This is a genomic window from Microbacterium sp. SORGH_AS_0862, from assembly GCF_030818795.1.
Lineage (GTDB): Bacteria > Actinomycetota > Actinomycetes > Actinomycetales > Microbacteriaceae > Microbacterium.
In genome coordinates this window covers 1,950,299-1,967,839 of sequence record NZ_JAUTAY010000001.1, presented here as the reverse complement: position 1 = coordinate 1,967,839, position 17,541 = coordinate 1,950,299, and the positions used below count along the sequence as shown (strand labels likewise).

Below are 17,541 nucleotides of genomic sequence, written 5' to 3'. Positions count from 1 at the left end.
AAGACGTGGGCGCTCACCGCTCCTTCGGCAGGGGACGACATGGCGAAGACTCCTGCGCTTCCGAGCGCACGAAGGCGGCAGTGGGGATCCGAACGACGCCGCGAACCGCTGCCCACGCTCCACCCGCGTCCCTCGGCAGCGAAGATCGTCTGGGCCCGTGTCGCCATCGCGATCACGGTCGCCGGCTGGGCCGCCTACATGCTCACCACGGCACTGCGCCAGATCTTCGCCTACGACGGCGAGCACATCTGGCCCACGATCGAGGCCTGCATCTACGCACTCGTCATCACAGCACTGAGCTTCTCCGCGCTGATGTTCCTCGTTCAGCGCGAGGCAGCGCTCAGACGGTTCCGCGATCACGACCGGGTGCCGCGTGCGGAGCTCGACCGGCACTTCGACGACGAGCACGGCGAGGGGATGACCGTGCTCATCCCCTCCTACGCCGAGGAGCCCTCGGTCATCCGCAAGACGATGTGGTCGGCGGCGCTGCAGGAGTACCCGTCACTGCGCGTCGTGCTGCTTCTGGATGACCCTCCGTTCCCCACGGATCCGCACACACTCGCGCGCCTGGAGGCGACCCGCCAGATCGCCCTGGGGATCGCCGAGGACCTCGCGGAGCCCGCGTACCGCTTCACCGAGGCGATGTTCGACTTCGAGCAGCGTGCCGCAACGGACGGGGTCGGCGAGGCGGAGATCCTCTCCCTGCGCGACGAGTACCGCTACGCGGTCGCCTGGTTGAACGACATGGCGGACTCCGAACCGCACGAGGACCATGTCGACACCTTCTTCATCGACCAGGTCCTTCGCGGGCTGGCCGACGACCTGGACCTCACCGCGTCGGCGCTCGAATCCGCGGCCGGATCGGGGACCGACATCTCGCACCAGCGCCTGCACGAGCTGCACCGGCGCCTGGTGTGGATCTTCTCGGTGGATGTGGGAACGTTCGAGCGCAAGCGCTACGCCTCGCTGTCCAACGAAGCGAACAAGGCGATGAACCTCAACGCGTACATCGGCCTGATGGGCGGTCGCTACCGCTTCGTGGAGGGTCCCGGCCGCAAGACGGTGCTGCGCCTGGTCGCGGGCGCGGGGCAGGAAGCGGATCTCGTCATCCCCAACTCGGACTACCTGCTCACCCTCGACGCCGACTCGCTCCTGCTCCGCGACTACTGCCTGCGCCTGGTCTATTTCCTCGAGCAGCCCGGCAACGAACGCGTCGCCGTGACGCAGACGCCGTACTCCTCGTTCCGCGGCGCCCCGACGCGCATCGAGCGCCTGGCGGGCGCGACGACCGACATCCAGCACATCCTCCACCAGGGCATGTCGGGCTACGACGCGACCTTCTGGGTCGGCGCCAATGCGGTCATCCGCATGGAGGCGATGGACGACATCATGCAGATCGATGACGTCGACGGCTTCGAGGTGCGCCGCTACGTGCAGGACCGCACCGTGATCGAAGACACCGAGTCCTCGGTGGATCTCGCCGATCACAACTGGACGCTCGTGAACTACCCCGAGCGACTCAGCTACTCGGCCACGCCGCCCGATTTCGGCTCCCTCGTGGTGCAGCGGCGGCGCTGGGCCAACGGCGGACTGCTCATTCTGCCGAAGTTCCTGCGTCAAGTGCGCGCCCGCAGACGCTCGTCGCGCCCGGTGCGCCTGGGCGAGTGGATGATCCGGGTGAACTACATGGCCTCGCTCGCGTGGGCCAGCTTCGCCCTGCTCTTCCTGCTCACGTTCCCGTTCGACAGCGACCTGCTGAGCCCGCTCGTCCTGGTGGCGGCAGCCCCGTACTTCCTGTGCCAGGCGAGCGACTTGAAGTACTCCGGCTACCGCTACCTCGACATCCTCCGCATCTACGGTTTCAACCTCATCCTCCTGCCGGTCAATCTCGCCGGCGTGCTGAAGTCGATCGAGCAGGGCCTGACCGGCCGTAAGATCCCGTTCGCCCGCACCCCGAAGGTGCGCGAGCGCACGGCGACGACGCTGCTCTACGTCGTCGCGCCCTGGGCGATCGTCGCGTTCTCGATCTTCACCGCGTGGTGGAGCTTCAACGCCCAGAACTGGGGCACGTTCTTCTTCGGCACGCTGAACGCGGTCTGCGCCCTGTGGGCCTGTGTCGAGAACATCGGCATCCGCAACTCGCTCGTCGATGTGTGGATGGGACTGACCAACTGGATGTGGGTGCCCGTTCCCACCCAGACCGCGGGCCGCGCCGCCCCCGGTGAGCCCGGGTTCGACTGGCAGGATGCACTGTTCCACGGCTACCCCGCCGCCGGCGATCCGGTCCGTCGCGCAGCCCGGCCCACCGCATCCGCCGCGGTCGAGCAGGCACCGTCGCGCGCGCTCGAGACGAGAAGCGCCACGGGCCGGCGCGCATGAACCCGCGCGTCGCCTACACCGCACCTCCCGCTCCCGGCCCATACGACGGCAAACGCCTGTCGCCGTGGCGGGTCGCGCTCGGGGTGCTCATCCTCGTCGCCATCGTCGCCGGTTCGCTCTTCGGCTACCGTCTGCTCGTGGTCGACCAGGTGCGCGCGGTCACGGGGGCTGCCTGGTTCGCACCGTACGTCGACGTGACGACGACACCGTTCTTCGCGTTCGAGAAGCCCGAGAACGATGCCGACCGGGACGTCGTCCTCTCGTTCGTGGTGGCCGCCGCCGCGGATTCGTGCACGCCGTCCTGGGGCGGATACTACGACCTCGACGAAGCGGCGCGCGACGTCGATCTGGACCGGCGCATCACGCGGCTGCGCGAGAGCGGCGGCGATGTCGTCCTGTCCTTCGGCGGCGCAGCGGGCACCGAGCTCGCCAATGCGTGCGCCGACGAAGAGGGGCTCGAGCAGGCCTATCGGAGCGTCGTCGACCGGTACGACGTGTCGACGATCGACCTCGACATCGAGGGGGAGAACCTCGAGGACCCCGTGTCGGGTCTGCGCCGGGCGGTCGCGATCGCCGATCTTCAGCGCGAGCGGCGGGCGGCGGGCGAGGACCTCGCGGTCTGGCTCACGTTGCCGGTCGCGCCCGACGGGCTGACCGCCGCTGCGCGCACCGCCATCGCGCAGATGCTGGAGTCCGGTGTGGATCTGACCGGCGTCAACGTCATGACGATGGACTTCGGCGTCGACCGTGGGACGCAGACCATGGCCGAAACCGCCATCGACGCGCTCCGCGCGACGCATGCGCAACTCGGCGCGCTCTACGAGGACGCCGGGACGACCCTTACCGCACCCACCCTCTGGGGCAAGCTGGCGGCCACACCCATGATCGGCCAGAACGACGTACCGGACGAGGTCTTCACCCTCGACGATGCGACAGCGCTGAACGCGTTCGCGCAGCAGCAGCGGATGTCGCGACTGTCGATGTGGTCAGTGAACCGGGACCGGACGTGCGGCACCAACTACGCCGACACCTCGGTCGTCTCCAACGACTGCAGCGGCGTCGACCAGCAGGACGCGACATTCGCCGAGACCCTGCAGCCCGGATTCGAGGGCGCGCCCGACGAGTCTGCGGGGCACCGCACCACGCCGGAGCCGGTTCCCACGGTGACCGACGACCCCGCGGCCAGCCCGTACCCGATCTGGACCGAGACCAACACGTACCTCTCGGGCGCGAAGGTCGTCTGGCGGCAGAACGTCTACGAGGCGAAGTGGTGGACGCGCGGCGACGATCCGGACAACCCGCTGGCGGATGCGGACTCGTGGCCGTGGCGGCTGATCGGTCCCGTGCTGCCGGGCGAGACGCCCTACCCGCAGCCCACGCTGCCGGCAGGCACGTACCCGGACTGGGACCCGGCGACGACGTACACCGAAGGTCAACGGGTGATGTTCCAGCAGGTCCCCTATGAAGCCAAGTACTGGACGCGCGGCGACAGCCCCGCCGCGCAGGCGACGGATGCGGACGGCTCGCCGTGGCAGCCGCTGACGATCGCGCAACTCGAGCAGATCATCCAGAGCGGTCCCTGACACGGCGCCGCGTCAACCCCCGCGAGGGAGGATGCGACGCGGCGTAGCGTGCCGGCATCCGCTGGACCCGATCGAAAGGAGACCACGATGTCGAACAACACCTTCCCTCCCCCCGTGCCGCTTCCCGGGGACGGAGAGCGAGACCAGGAGCCGACACGCGACGTGGACGGCGAAGAGGTGCTGGATGAGGACCTCGACGACGACCGGATCGACAGCGCCGAAGCCGATCGCATCGCCTCCCAGGAGGGCGACGCGAGCTGAGCCGAGGGACCCTGCGCCCGACGTCGCGGGGTCTCCGGCTCACGCCGTCGCGGTCAGTCGGCGTGCTCGGGGGGCCACACCACGGAGAACCGCTCGAACACGATCTCCTCGTCCTCCGACCAGACGGCGCCGCGCGCGGCGCTGACACGCTCCCAGTACCGGCGGTGCTCGCGCCGCCAGCTCTCGAGCGACCCGTCGTCCTCTCCCTCGTCTCGGGCGAAGGATGCGTCGGCGCTCCCGAAGGGGCCGAGGCGAAGCTCGGTGCTGCGGATGACGATGCGCGGTGCGCCTGTGCTGTCGCAGGCGATCCAGTGGGAGCCGATACGCGGCACGGCATCGCCACGCGCCACGAAGTCGGCGACGAGTTCGGCGGTTGCGCGCTTGCGTCCGGACAGGACGATGTCGAGGAGTTCGTCTGCCAAGCGCGCCGAGTCGCCGAAGTGCTCGACGGTGTATTCGGGCGAAGCACTCACAGCCTCGGGGTGGGCGGCGCGGTACTCCTCCCACATCCGTTCGGCAGCGGCGATGTCGCGCGCGAGGGCCACCGAGGAAGCGGATGACTCAGCCATCCGCTGATTCTCCCACCCGTCACGCAGAAGCAGGTGCCCGGGACGACGAACGCCGTCCCGGGCACCTGCCGCTCATCCGTTAGAGCTCGGACCGACGCGCCCGCGCGCGCAGCCGGAGCATCGCCAGGACACCGAGGCCGAGCATCGCTGCTCCGAACAGCGATGCCGACATCAGCGGCGCCGTGTCCTGCCCCGTCGCCGCCAGCGCACCCGCGGCCGCACGCACGGTGACGGGCAGCTCAGCGAGGATCCGGTCGCCGTCGCGCAGTTGGATGTGGTGCTCCCCGGGCGTGATGTCCGCGGGGATCGTCACGGTCGCACGGAGCGCGCCGTCGGTCACGTCGACCGAGGCGAGTGCGCGATACGTGCTCGCGATGCCGATCTCCACCTTCGCGACATCGAGTCCCTGCGCCGTCACCGTCACCGACTCACCCGCACGCACGTCCGTGCGCGACAGGACCGCGGTCACCTCGGAGGCGCCGGGCTCGCCCGGGTTACCGGGGTTGCCGGGCTCGCCCGGGTTACCGGGGTCGCCGGGCTCGCCCGGGTTACCGGGGTTGCCGGGCTCGCCCGGGTTGCCCGGGTTGCCCGGGTTGCCCGGGTTTCCGGGGTTGCCCGGCTCGGTGTCGTTCTCAGCCGTGAACGTCCAGTTGTCGACCTCCATGAGCTTCGAATCCGCGCCGCCCTCGGGCTCCGCGAAGACGAAGAACACGTCGTGCTCCCCGGTCGCGCCGGTGACGTCGCCACTCACGGTGGTCCACTCGCCCACGGTTCCCTCGACGGCGATCTCGCCGACGACGGGGCCGTCGACCTGGTCGAGGCGGACCTGGATCGACGCGCCCTCCACGAGCGGCTTCACACGTGCCGAGACCGAGGCGGCCCCGTCACCGAAGTCGACCCCCGAGATTCCGGCGAAGTCGCCGTCGTCGATGGAGCTCAGCGCCATGTTGCCGCTGCCGTTGTGCTCCGGGAACTCGACCGACGCCGCATCCGTCGCGACCGTCTTCAGCCCGAGCTGCCATGCCAGCGTCTCGGCCTCGAAGGTGCGGTACGGGTCGAACGCCTCGACCTGCTCGACACCTGCGCGGGTTCCCTGGACGGGCTTGATGGTGCCGTCCTCGTTGAACTCGAGCTTGTCGATGTGCACCGAGCGGTAGCCCTGGGTCGATCCCGGGGTTCCGAGTGCCGCAGCCCACGCCGCGCCACGCGTCTGAGCGTGGTACGTGAAGTACGTCTCGCCCTTGAACGTGAACATGTCGGAGTGGTTGTTGCCGCCGTTACCCGCGCCGAAGAAGTTCGACTGGTTCTGGAAGGCGACACCCGCGTACTTGGACGCCGGCAGGTTCATCGGGTCGTCGGTCATCATGTAGGCGATCGCTCCGGTGGGCGGGTAGACCCCCTCCTGCGGACGCACCTGGAAGTTCGACGAGTACGAGTAGTAGTACGTGTCGCCGCGCTTGAAGATGCTCGACGCCTCGAACATGCCGGGGCCGTCGATCTCCACGGGGTCGCCGTCGAGCGTCACCATGTCGTCCTTCAGCTTCACGACGCGCGTCGACTTGGGGTTCTGCGGTCCCTGGACGTTGCTGCCCGAGCCGATCTGCGAGTTGCCGCCGAAGTACAGGTACGCCTGTCCGTCGTCGTCGATGAAGACCTCGGGGTCGAACAGCCACATCCCCGCCGGGAATCCGCCGCCGGCGATGTACTCGGGCGAGACGGTGTCCGGGATGATCTTCTTGCCGACCGGGTCGGTCCAGGGCCCGAGGGGCGATCCACCCACGACGACGGCCGTGCCGGTACCGCTGTCGCAGAAGTACAGGTAGACCTTCCCGTCCTTCTCGATCGCCGCCGGAGCCCAGGAGTTGCGCGCCCAGGGAGCTGCGCCGCCCTCACGCGCGATCGGAACCGCGCCGTGGTCGACCCAGTTGACCATGTCGGAGGTCGACATGACGTTCAGACGCGTGATGGCACCGTAGCCGTTGGACTGCGTCGGCAGGCCGTTGGCGTCCTTGGTGTTCGCCTCGTACTGCTGAGTGTCATCCGTCGAGTAGATGTAGAGGCGGCCGTTGTAGATCAGGTGGTGCGGGTCGGCGCCGAACTTGTGGCCGACGAGCGGATTGTGGTCGCCGATGGGCTTGGTCTGCACCTCTTCCAGGCTGCCGTAGGTCGGGGTCGCCGGGGCGTCCGCGACCTTGATCAGCGACATGTCGTCGACCTGGAAGTCCTGCAGGGCACTCGATCCCCACGGCGTCTCGACGAAGAGCCAGTCCGCGGACGCGTGGTTGGCCCCGGCCATGAACTCCTTGGAGAAGGTTCCCCACTCGCCGCGCGTGTAGGTCTGACCGTTGTCGACGCAGCCGTTGAAGTTGCTCGGGCAGAACGTGAAGTTGAACTGCTGGGTCGGTTCGCCCTCGGTGTACTTCAGCTTGCCCCCGAGGCGGTAGGTCGCGCCGGCCTCGAGCTTGCCCGTCACCGAGGCGAAGGGCCCCGACTGGGTGTTGGTGCGACCGGTGACCTTGAGGGAGTGCGCCCCGCTGGCCGCGTCATCGCTCAGAGCGAGCGTGCCGGAGCGGACCGCGGTCCATCCCGTGAACCCGTCCACGAACCGGCCATCGGGAAGCAGGTTGCCGGCGACGGCCGGCGGCTCGGTCACGACGGGAGTGCCGGGGTCGGTGCCGCCCGCCGTGGTCAGGGAGACATCGTCGATGACGAAGCTCTGCACGTTCGTGTTCCACGGCGTCTCGACGAACATGATGTCGTAGGTGGAGACCGCCGGGGTGAAGGTCTTCTCGAGGACCTTCCACTGGCCTGCCGTGACCGTGGCTCTGGTCACGACATCGCACTGACTGCGCGAGCTCGTGCACAGCACGACGTTGAAGTTCTGCGTGGCCGCGCCCGCGTCGAACTTCACCGCGAGCGACAGGTCGTAGCTCTTCGCCGGGTCCAGGAGGCCGGTGACGGTGGCCGTCGGTCCCGACTGGAAGGTGGTGCGGCCGCTGATGGCGAGCGATTTGCTCCCCGACTTGGCGTCGTTGCTCTCTGCGAGCGTTCCGCCCAGGGGCGCGGTCCAGCCGCTGATACCGGTCTCGAACGTGCCGTTCGCGATCAGCGGGGTGGATGCGGCATGGGCCGCGGGAATCGCGACCGCCGAGGACAGCGCCAGCGCGCCGATTCCCAGCAGCGCGCCGACTGTCCGTGGCCCGCGTGCGCGTGCACGGCGCGGGGTGCGTAGGGGTGGTCTCACGTCTTGTCTCCTTTGAGTTCGAGTGCCACCAGCGCCTCATCTGCGAAAGCGCCGCTCCCGTCGATCGGTCGCCGGCCTGACCGGCCACGAACCCGGTTCCAACGCAGTGAGCCACCTCGCTCACTGCACCCTGTCCGCGCACGGGAGGCCGCGGGACGCCGTCACCTTCGCACGCAGGCTTGTCGCCGCTGCGAGGGGCCGACTCACCCTGCGTCGTCGGCGTCTGGTCGTCGGCGAAAACGCGAGGATGGGGAACCGTTGGTGATGTTACCGGTACCATTAGCGCTAACACAATGGTTTCGCATAACGAACTCTCAGTTTCGAACGGTTTTCGGTGGTCAGCCCCTTCTGCAGGCGAGCCTGAGAGCGCCTCCGCTCGCAAGCCGCCGCGGACCATCGGGCCCTCGCCGCCGCCGCGGCGCTGATCCTCGTCAGCGACGGAGAGCGGTCGTCGGGTCGGCCAGGATCGGCGCGAAGGCGAGTTCGGCGGGCCCGATGAGCATGAGTCGTGAGCGCAACCGGGAACGTTCGAGGCGCACGACGCGCCCCTCCGCTCCCAGCGGATGCAGGCGCACGGCCGCCGACAGTCGCTCCCTGCTGACGGAGAGAAGCGAGCCCAGGTAGCCCGAGAGCACCACGAGCTCGGGGCTGAAGGCATTGACGAAGTTGGTCAGCGCGATCGAGAGCACCTCGACCTGCCGCGCGACCTCCGTCATGACCTTCGGGTCGCGCGCGACCCCCAGTTCGACATCCAGCTCGTCCTCGTCGAGTCGCCGACGTCCCAGCAACGGCTCGATCAGGCTGAGATCGACCTCCGCCTCCAGGCATCCCCGCCGCCCGCAGACGCACTTGATGCCGCCGGGATTGACGACCGTGTGGCCGAGCTCACCCGCGTAGCCCGATGTGCCCCGCAGCAGGGTGCCGTCCATGATGACGCCGCCCCCGATGCCGCGCAGCGAGCCGCCGAGGTAGAGCAGGTTGCGCGCCCCGCGGGCGACGCCGAATCGCGTCTCGACCAGGGCGCCGATGCTGGCGTCGTTGCCGGCCGTGACATGCATGCCGAGCTTGTCGGACATCCGCGCGGCGACCGGTTCATTCCGCCATTGCAGCGTCGGCGCCACCAGCACCGACCCGCGGGCGTCGACCAGGCCCGGCACGGCGAGTCCCACACCGACCACGCGATAGTGCCGATCGATGTCGGCCCGCATCACGTTGATGAGATCGACGGCGAGCTGCACGAAGCGGCGCGGGCTGACGGGTCGGGCGGTGTCGCTGATGGAGTCGGGCGTGCACCGTGCCGCCGAGCCCGATGAGCGCGACCGTCACACCGTCCGCATCCACGCCCACGCTGATGGCCGAGACCGCGTCGTCGACCTGCAGCTCCGAGATGGGACGGCCCGCCTTGCCCGTCGAGGGAACCGCCGGCAACTCCCGCACCAGAGCCGCATCCATCAGCTCCGCGACGAGGCCCGTGATCGTCGAGCGGTTGAGCCCCGTCTGGGCACTGAGCTGCGCGCGCGACAGGGTGCCGTTCAGCCGAAGTTCCGAGAGCACCGCCACGAGGTTCTGCCGGCGGACCGCGTCATTCGTGGTTCCACCCCCCGCGGAGCCCGCGGGGGGTGGAAGATCAGGCCCCGTCGCCACGGTCACCGCAGTCACCCGGCAATTCTGACACGGCGTCCGGCGGTCGCCCGGCGCGGGGCGCGGCGCTCACGCGCCGCCGCTGCGCCGCTTGTTGAAGATGTCGAAGGCGACCGCCAGCAGCAGCACGATGCCCTTGATCGCCATCTGCCACGCCGCATCCACGCTGAGGATCGACAGGCCCATGTTGAGCACGCCCATCACGAGACCACCGATCACGGCGCCGACGACCGTGCCGATACCGCCCTGGACCGCCGCCCCGCCGATGAAGACGGCGGCGATCGCATCCAGCTCGTAGTTCTGACCCGCAGAGGCGACCGCGCTGCCGGCGCGGGCCGTGCTCACCACGGCGGCGAGGCCCGCGAGCACGCCCATGTTGACGAAGATGAAGAAGTTGACCCATCTCGTCTTCACACCGCTCATGACGGCGGCGAACAGGTTGCCGCCCATCGCGTAGATGTGCCGGCCGAACACCGTGCGGTTGAGCACGAACGTGTACGCGAGCACGAGCACCGCGAGGATGATGAGGACGATCGGCGTTCCGTTGTACGTGGCGAGCGTCCACGCCGTCGCCATGATCGCCACGACCGCGACCGCGTTCTTCAGCCAGAACGACCACGCGACCTCGCGCGGCAGCTCCATCCGACGCAGCGTGGCGCGCGTGCGCAGCTGCTGAGCCACGAGTGCGACCGAGGCGAGCAGGCCGAGCACGAGGGTGAGCGCATCGCGGTCCGCGACGTAGCCGAAGACGGGCGGAAGCCACCCGGCGCCGATCGCCGTGAAGCGGTCGGGGAGCCCGCTGATTGTGCCGCCGGTCAGCAGAACGAGGGTGAGACCGCGGAACAGGAGCATGCCGGCCAGGGTCACGATGAACGCCGGTATGCCCACGAACGCCACCCAGAACCCCTGCCACGCACCGACGACCGCGCCGACGACGAGGGAGAGGATGACCGCCGCCCACCACGGCAGCCCCCAGTTGTTCATGGAAATCGCCGCGATCGCGCCGACCATGGCGACGACCGACCCCACCGACAGATCGATGTGACCGGCGATGATGACCATCACCATCCCGATCGCGAGGATCAGGACGTAGGCGTTCTGCTGGATGAGGTTGTTGACGTTGCCGGGCATCAAGAGGCGCCCACCGGTCATCACCTGGAACAGGACGATGATGATGACCAGGGCGGCCAGGATGCCGTACTGACGGAAGTTGATCCGAGCGAGCAGCCCCCGCCTCTTCTTCGGCGGGGTGTCCACCGTCTGCGTCGACGCAGTAGCCATGTCAGTTCCTTCCGGCGGTCATGTGCCGCATGAGCGTTTCCTGGGTCGCGTCGGCACGGTCGACCTCTGCCGTGATGCGCCCTTCGGAGATGGTGTAGATGCGGTCGGAGAGCCCGATGACCTCGGGAAGCTCCGAGGAGATGACGATGACCGCCTTCCCCTGCGCCGCGAGTTCGTTGATGATGCCGTAGATCTCGTACTTGGCCCCCACGTCGATTCCGCGGGTGGGCTCGTCCAGGATGAGTACGTCGGGTCCTGTGAACATCCACTTCGAGAGCACGACCTTCTGCTGGTTGCCACCGGACAACCGGCCCGTGATCGCGGCGACGCTGGGCGCCTTGATGTTCATCTTGTAGCGATAGGAATCGGCGACCTTGTACTCGCGGTACCGGTCCACCACGCCGAGCCGCGCCAGCCGTGCAAGCGCGGATGCGGAGACGTTGACCTGGATGTCGCCGATGAGGTTGAGACCGTACTTCTTCCGGTCCTCGGTGGCGTAGGCGATGCCGTGGCGGATCGCCGCATCCACCGTGCGCACGTCGATCCGCTCGCCGTTCTTGTACACCTCGCCGGAGATTCCCGTGCCGTACATGCGACCGAAGACGCTCATCGCGAGCTCGGTGCGCCCCGCGCCCATGAGACCGGCGAAGCCGACGATCTCCCCCGCGCGCACCATGAAGGATGCGTCATCGATCACGACACGCTCGGTGTCGACCGGGTGGTGCACGGTCCAGTGCTCGACCCGGAACAGCTCCCCGCCGATGTCGGGCTCGCGCGGCGGGAACAGGCTGTTGAGATCGCGGCCGACCATGGCGCGGATGATGCGCCCCTCGTCCGTCTCCGGATCGTCCCTGCGCATCGTCTCGATCGTGCGGCCGTCGCGGATGATGGTGATGCGATCGGCGATGCGCAGCACCTCCTTCAGCTTGTGGCTGATGATGATGCAGGTGATGCCTTGGGCGCGCAGCTGGTCGATGAGATCGAGCAGATGGGCGGAGTCGTCGTCGTTGAGCGCCGCGGTGGGCTCGTCGAGGATGAGCAGCTTCACCTCCTTGGCCAGCGCCTTCGCGATCTCGACCAGCTGCTGCTTGCCGACGCCGAGCTCGAAGATCTTCGTCGCGGGGTTCTCCTTGAGACCCACCCGCGCGAGCAGGGCCGCCGCTTCCCGGTTCGTGGCGTTCCAGTCGATGACGCCCCGACGGGACTTCTCGTTGCCGAGGAAGATGTTCTCGGCGATCGAGAGGTACGGACTCAGCGCGAGCTCCTGGTGGATGATCACGATGCCGGCCGCTTCGCTGTCGTTGATCGAGCGGAAAGCGACCTGCTCGCCGGACAGGATGATCGTGCCCTGGAAGCTGCCTGCCGGGTAGACGCCGCTGAGCACCTTCATGAGCGTGGACTTGCCCGCGCCGTTCTCGCCGCAGATCGCGTGCACCTCGCCGGGATAGACGTCGATGGAGACGTCCGAGAGCGCCGGCACGCCGTTGAAGGACTTGGAGATCCCCGCCATGCGCAGGATCGGTTCGGTCATGGTGTGTCCCTTCGCCGCCCACGGGCGACGCTCGAGCGGCGGGGCGGGTGAGACCCGCCCCGCCGCGTGGATGGATCAGAGACCGACGTCGGAGGCCTTGAGGAAGCCGGAGTCGATGAGCTTCGACTGCACGTCGTCCTTCGTGACCACCTCGGGCGTCAGCAGGAACGACGGCACGACCTTCTTGCCGTTGTCGTAGGTCTTGGTGTCGTTGACCTCGACCTCCTTGCCCTGCGTGATCTCCTGGATCATCGTGAACACGCGGTCACCGAGCGCACGCGTGTCCTTCCAGACCGTCATGGACTGGAGGCCGTCGAGGATGGCCTTGACGTTGGCCTTGTCCGCATCCTGACCCGTGATGATCGGGTAGTCCGCGCCCGCGGTGTAGCCCGCGGACTTCAGCGACGCCTCGATGCCGATCGCGAGGCTGTCGTTGGGCGAGAGCACCACGTTGACCTTCTTGCCGTCGCCGTAGAACGACGAGAGGCGGTTGTCCATCTCGGCCTGCGCCTTGTCGGACGCCCAGCCCTGGATGCCGATCGACGCCCACGCGTCGTCGTTCGCGGGAGCCTTGCCGCTGGGGACGACCAGCTGACCCTTGTCGACGTACGGCTTCAGGACGTCCCACGCGCCGGCGAAGAAGAACTTCGCGTTGTTGTCGTCGGGGCTGCCGGCGAAGGGCTCGAGGTTGAACGGTCCCTTGCCGTCCTTGAGACCCAGCTGCGTCTCGATGTACTGGCCCTGGAGGGTGCCGACCTTGTAGTTGTCGAACGTGGCGTAGTAGTCGACGTTCTCGCTGCCGTTGATGAGGCGGTCGTAGGCGATGACGGTCGCGTCCTGCGCCTTCGCCTCCTCCAGCACAGGGCCGAGAGTGGAGCCGTCGATGGCGGCGATCACAAGGATCTTCGCGCCGCCGGCGAGCTGGTTCTGGATCTGGCTGATCTGCTGATCGGTCTTGTTGTCGGCGTACTGCAGGTCGACGGTGCAGCCGGCGTCCTTCAGCTTGGCCTGCAGCTGCTCACCGTCGTTGATCCAGCGCTCGAGGCTGCGCGTGGGCATCGCGATGCCGACATTGCAGTCGGTCGAGGCGGCGGCGCCGGACGGGTCGTCGCCACCCCGCGTCGACGAACACGCGGCGAGGCTGATGGCGAGGGCGCCGACCGCCACGGCCGCAAGGAGCTTCTTCTTCATGTGATGTGCGTTTCCTCTCTGAATCGCAAGGCCGATAGCGGCGCGCCCGCACTGTCGCTGCAGCGGGCTCGGGGCTTCGTCGTCCCGGCTGATGACCGTCGGAATTATGACGGCTCCGTAAAATTAACCACCGCAGCGAATTTTGTCTAGAGGCACAACATAATTGCGCGGGAGCGATCCCCTCCCGGCGGGGAGCGAACGGGCTCGCGAGCCAGCAGCTCCCGCCTACTGGTTGCGGAAGGCGTCGTCGAAGGATGCGGTGGGGGTGGGCCAGAGCAGGCTCCGGACGAAGTCGACGGCCTCGGCGGCTCCGTGGAGGCGGTCCATGCCCGCGTCTTCCCATTCGATCGAGATCGGGCCGGTGTAGCCGATGGCCTCCAGGGCGCGGAAGGAGTCCTCCCAGGGCACGTCGCCATGACCGGTGGACACGAAGTCCCACCCCCGACGCGGGTCTCCCCACGGCAGGTGCGAACCCAACACCCCTGCCCGCCCGTTACGGGGCCGCATCCGGGTGTCCTTGCAGTCCACGTGATAGATCCGGTCCTGGAAGTCCCAGATGAAGCCGACCGGGTCGATGTTCTGCCACATCATGTGCGACGGATCCCAGTTGAACCCGAACGCGTCACGGTGATCGATGGCCTCCAACGCCCGCACCGAACTCCAGTAGTCGTACGCGATCTCCCCCGGATGCACCTCGTGCGCGAACCGCACCCCCTCCGAGTCGAACACGTCCAGGATCGGATTCCACCGCGCCGCGAAATCCTCGAACCCCGCCTCGATCACGGATGCGGGAACCGGCGGGAACATCGCCACATACGGCCAGATCGACGACCCGGTGAATCCCACCACCGTGTCCACACCGAGCTTGCGCGCCACCCGCGCCGCCCGCGTCATGTCCTCCGCCGCCCGCCGACGCACCCCCTCCGCATCCCCATCCCCCCACACGTACTCGCGCACGATCGCCTCATGCCGGAAATCGATCGGCGCATCACACACCGCCTGACCCGCCAGATGATTCGAGATCGCGAACACCCGCAACCCGTACCGGTCGAGGACCTCCCGCCGCGACGCGACATACGCATCATCCTCATCCGCACGACGCAGATCCAGATGATCCCCCGACGCCGCGATCTCCAACCCGTCATACCCCCACGACGCCGCCAGACGAGCCACCTCCTCGAACGACATATCCGCCCACTGACCCGTGAACAACGTGACAGGATGCGTGGCCATCAGCTCTCCTCAGGGGTCCGGCTTCTGCCGGCATCCTGTCACAAGTCGTCCACTCAACCGACTAATGCCGGGAAAGGTGGCGCAGAACACGTGTGGTTTACTACCCCTATGACGGACGCGGGCAGGGCCCTGGGGAGCGCTCCCGCCGGCGCCGGAGACATCTTCCAGCTTCTCCTGGACGGTCACGCTCGCACCAAATCAGACCTCGTCCACCTCACGGGCCTCGCCCGCTCGACCGTGTCGTCGCGCGTGGACGCCCTGCTTGCTTCAGGCCTGATCTCCCCCGCCGGAGAGGCTGCGTCGACGGGCGGGCGCCCGCCCTCACGCGTCGCGTTCAACCCGCGCGCGGGCCTCGTGCTCGCGGTCGATCTGGGAGCCTCCCACGCCACCATCGCCGTCTCCGACCTGAGCGGGCAGATCCTCGCGTCGGTCACGCATCCGATGGACATCGCCAGCGGACCCGTCGCGGTCCTCGACCACGTCGCCGAGCAAGGAGCGGCACTGTTGCAGGACACGACTCTCGCCGCCATTCCCCTGGCGGGCGTCGGGATCGGCGTCCCGGGTCCGGTCGAGCACTCGAGCGGTCGCCCGTACAACCCGCCGATCATGCCCGGCTGGGACCGTTTCGACATCCCCTCCTACATCCGACGCACGTTCGACGTCCCCGTCTTCGTCGACAACGACGTCAACCTGCTCGCGCTCGGCGAGCAGGCGGCGAGTTTCCCGGAGACGACCGATCTCATCTTCGTGAAGGTCGCCACGGGCATCGGCGCCGGGATCATCGCGGGCGGACGCCTGCAGCGCGGCGCCCAGGGGTCCGCGGGCGACATGGGTCACGTGCGCGTGCCTCATGCGAGCAAGTCACGCGGCCGCCGCTCTGAGGAGCTCGACCTCGAGGACCTCGCCAGCGGAAGCGCGATCGCCGCGACGTTGCGCGCCCAGGGAGTCGGGGCCGAGACGAGTCAGGACGTGATCGAACTCGTCCGCGCCGGCAACGCGGCAGCCATCGATGCGCTGCGCCAGGCCGGGCGCGACGTCGGCGAGGTGCTGTCGACGGTCGTGAACCTGTTGAACCCCTCCGTCATCGTGCTCGGCGGGAGCATCGCCCGCGCCGGGGAGCATCTGCTCGCCGGCGTACGCGAGGTGGTGTACCGGCGCTCCATACCGCTCGCCACCCAGCATCTCGCGATCGTGCAATCGCCCACCGCCGAGCGCGCCGCGGTGCTCGGCGCGGCCATGCTCGTTGCGCGCGAGGTGCTCTCTGCCGAGAATGTCAACATCCGGGTGGCGCAGGCCGCGGACTGAACGGCGCCGTCTAGGCCCTGAGGGCCGCGCACGTCCAGCCCTTCCTTCGAGAGTGGTCAGCCGCCAGGGTGGAGACCGTGGACATCACGGATGAAGTCGGCGCCTGGGTCGCGCGGCAGCGGTGGTACGCCGGGAAGAGTCACGAACCGCGCTTCCGCGTGCTCGACGCGCAACCCGCCCCTGCTGCCACCCGCTATCTGCTGATGGACGACGCCGGCACACTCCCGGCGCTGTATCACGTGCCCGTCGGGGTCGTCTCGGACACGGAGGAGGGCGACGACCTGATCGGAAGGACCGTCGACGGGCTCCTCGTAGATGCGGCGCGCCAGAGCGCTTTCGCGATCGGCACTCTCGAAGCCATGGGCGTCGATGTGAGCCGCGTGACAGGGTCGCGGGTGCTGGCCGTCGAGCAGTCCAACACCTCGATCATCTTCGAGGAGGACGGCCGGCCGTCCATCATCATGAAGCTCTTCCGCACGCTCCACCACGGGGAGAATCCCGACGTCACCGTGCAGCGGGTGCTGAGCGCCGCCGGATCGCCGTACGTCCCCCGGTTCTACGGCAGTCTGGATGCCGAGTGGCCGGATGTGGGGCGCGGATCCGGGGTGGCCCGTGGCACCCTCGCTTTCGCGCAGGAGTTCCTCCGCGGCGTCCGTGACGGCTGGTCGGTGGCGCTGGAGGCGGCGCGCGCGGGACGCGACTTCACCGAGGCCGCACACGACCTGGGAACGGCGGTGGCCGGGGTGCACGGCGCTCTCGGCGCGACCCTCGGCGCATCCGCTCCCGACCCGGATGCGGTCGCGGCCGTGGGCGTCGCCTGGCGGCGTCGACTCCGCATCGCGGCCGCGGAGGTCCCGGCCGTCGCGGATCGCCTCCCCGCGATCGAGGCGGTCTATCGCTCCGCTCTCGAGCGGCCGTGGCCCCTCCTACAACGCATCCACGGTGACCTGCATCTCGGCCAGGTGCTCGCCGTCCCGCACGGCGGCTGGCGACTCGTCGACTTCGAGGGCGAGCCGCTGCGTCCGATGGCCGAGCGGGCTATCCCCGACCTGCCGCCGCGCGACGTGGCAGGCATGCTGCGCTCTTTCGACTACGCGGGAGCGGTCGGCGAAGCTCCGGATGCGGCCGCGTGGTCCGCCGCCTGCCGCGGCGCCTTTCTCGATGCGTATGCGAGTGCGCCGGGTGCCGTGGCGCTCGATCCGGTCCTGCTTCGAGCCCTCGTGCTCGACAAAGCCGTCTACGAGTCGGTCTACGAGGCGCGCAACCGCCCCGATTGGCTTCCCGTGCCCCTCTCCGGGATCGACGCGGCCCTGGTCGGCTGAC

The 17,541-nt window shown here is 68.5% G+C and carries 12 protein-coding genes; 5 read left to right on the top strand and 7 right to left on the bottom strand.

The genetic code is table 11. From position 1 onward, the window contains the following. The first annotated feature begins 39 nt into the window (after positions 1–39). The 3 genes from QE377_RS09505 (at position 40) to QE377_RS09495 (ending at position 4,223) form a co-directional block, all read left to right on the top strand. Positions 40–2,379, top strand: coding sequence for a glycosyltransferase family 2 protein (locus QE377_RS09505; protein WP_307322304.1), 2,340 nt, complete (start codon positions 40–42; stop codon positions 2,377–2,379). Beyond that, a complete protein-coding gene (locus QE377_RS09500; protein ID WP_307322302.1) occupies positions 2,376–3,962 on the top strand; it encodes a chitinase in 1,587 nt (528 codons plus the stop codon). The genes QE377_RS09505 and QE377_RS09500 overlap by 4 nt, the downstream gene beginning before the upstream one ends. Positions 3,963–4,049: 87 nt before the next feature. Beyond that, a complete protein-coding gene (locus tag QE377_RS09495; RefSeq protein WP_307322300.1) occupies positions 4,050–4,223 on the top strand; it encodes a hypothetical protein in 174 nt (57 codons plus the stop codon). A gap of 53 nt (positions 4,224–4,276) precedes the next feature. On the opposite strand, the gene QE377_RS09490 is transcribed toward QE377_RS09495, so the two are convergent. The 7 genes from QE377_RS09490 to QE377_RS09460 form a co-directional block, all read right to left on the bottom strand. After that, positions 4,277–4,792: an ASCH domain-containing protein gene (locus QE377_RS09490; protein ID WP_307322298.1), complete on the bottom strand. Its 516-nt coding sequence runs from the start codon at positions 4,790–4,792 to the stop codon at positions 4,277–4,279. 79 nt (positions 4,793–4,871) lie between these two features. After that, complete coding sequence (locus QE377_RS09485; RefSeq protein WP_307322295.1) at positions 4,872–8,036, bottom strand: carbohydrate binding domain-containing protein; 3,165 nt, start codon at positions 8,034–8,036, stop codon at positions 4,872–4,874. A 431-nt stretch (positions 8,037–8,467) separates the two neighbouring features. Then, positions 8,468–9,274 carry an ROK family protein gene (locus QE377_RS09480; RefSeq protein WP_307322293.1) on the bottom strand — a complete coding sequence of 269 codons (807 nt, stop codon included), beginning with the start codon at positions 9,272–9,274 and terminating at the stop codon, positions 8,468–8,470. A 472-nt stretch (positions 9,275–9,746) separates the two neighbouring features. After that, positions 9,747–10,958, bottom strand: a complete 1,212-nt coding sequence (mmsB, locus tag QE377_RS09475) for a multiple monosaccharide ABC transporter permease (protein ID WP_307322291.1) — start codon at positions 10,956–10,958, stop codon at positions 9,747–9,749. Between the two features lies 1 nt (position 10,959). Further along, positions 10,960–12,489 carry a multiple monosaccharide ABC transporter ATP-binding protein gene (gene mmsA / locus QE377_RS09470; RefSeq protein WP_307322289.1) on the bottom strand — a complete coding sequence of 510 codons (1,530 nt, stop codon included), beginning with the start codon at positions 12,487–12,489 and terminating at the stop codon, positions 10,960–10,962. Positions 12,490–12,564: 75 nt separating this feature from the next. Then, positions 12,565–13,680 carry a multiple monosaccharide ABC transporter substrate-binding protein gene (chvE, locus tag QE377_RS09465; protein ID WP_137418166.1) on the bottom strand — a complete coding sequence of 372 codons (1,116 nt, stop codon included), beginning with the start codon at positions 13,678–13,680 and terminating at the stop codon, positions 12,565–12,567. Positions 13,681–13,905: 225 nt separating this feature from the next. After that, complete coding sequence (locus QE377_RS09460) at positions 13,906–14,913, bottom strand: sugar phosphate isomerase/epimerase (RefSeq protein WP_307322286.1); 1,008 nt, start codon at positions 14,911–14,913, stop codon at positions 13,906–13,908. A gap of 108 nt (positions 14,914–15,021) precedes the next feature. Here QE377_RS09460 and QE377_RS09455 point away from each other — a divergent pair, with 108 nt between their 5' ends. Beyond that, complete coding sequence (locus tag QE377_RS09455) at positions 15,022–16,218, top strand: ROK family protein (protein ID WP_307322284.1); 1,197 nt, start codon at positions 15,022–15,024, stop codon at positions 16,216–16,218. A gap of 77 nt (positions 16,219–16,295) precedes the next feature. Further along, positions 16,296–17,540 (top strand): hypothetical protein, encoded by a 1,245-nt coding sequence (locus QE377_RS09450; protein ID WP_307322282.1) that lies wholly within the window; start codon positions 16,296–16,298, stop codon positions 17,538–17,540. The last annotated feature ends 1 nt before the right edge of the window (position 17,541 follow it).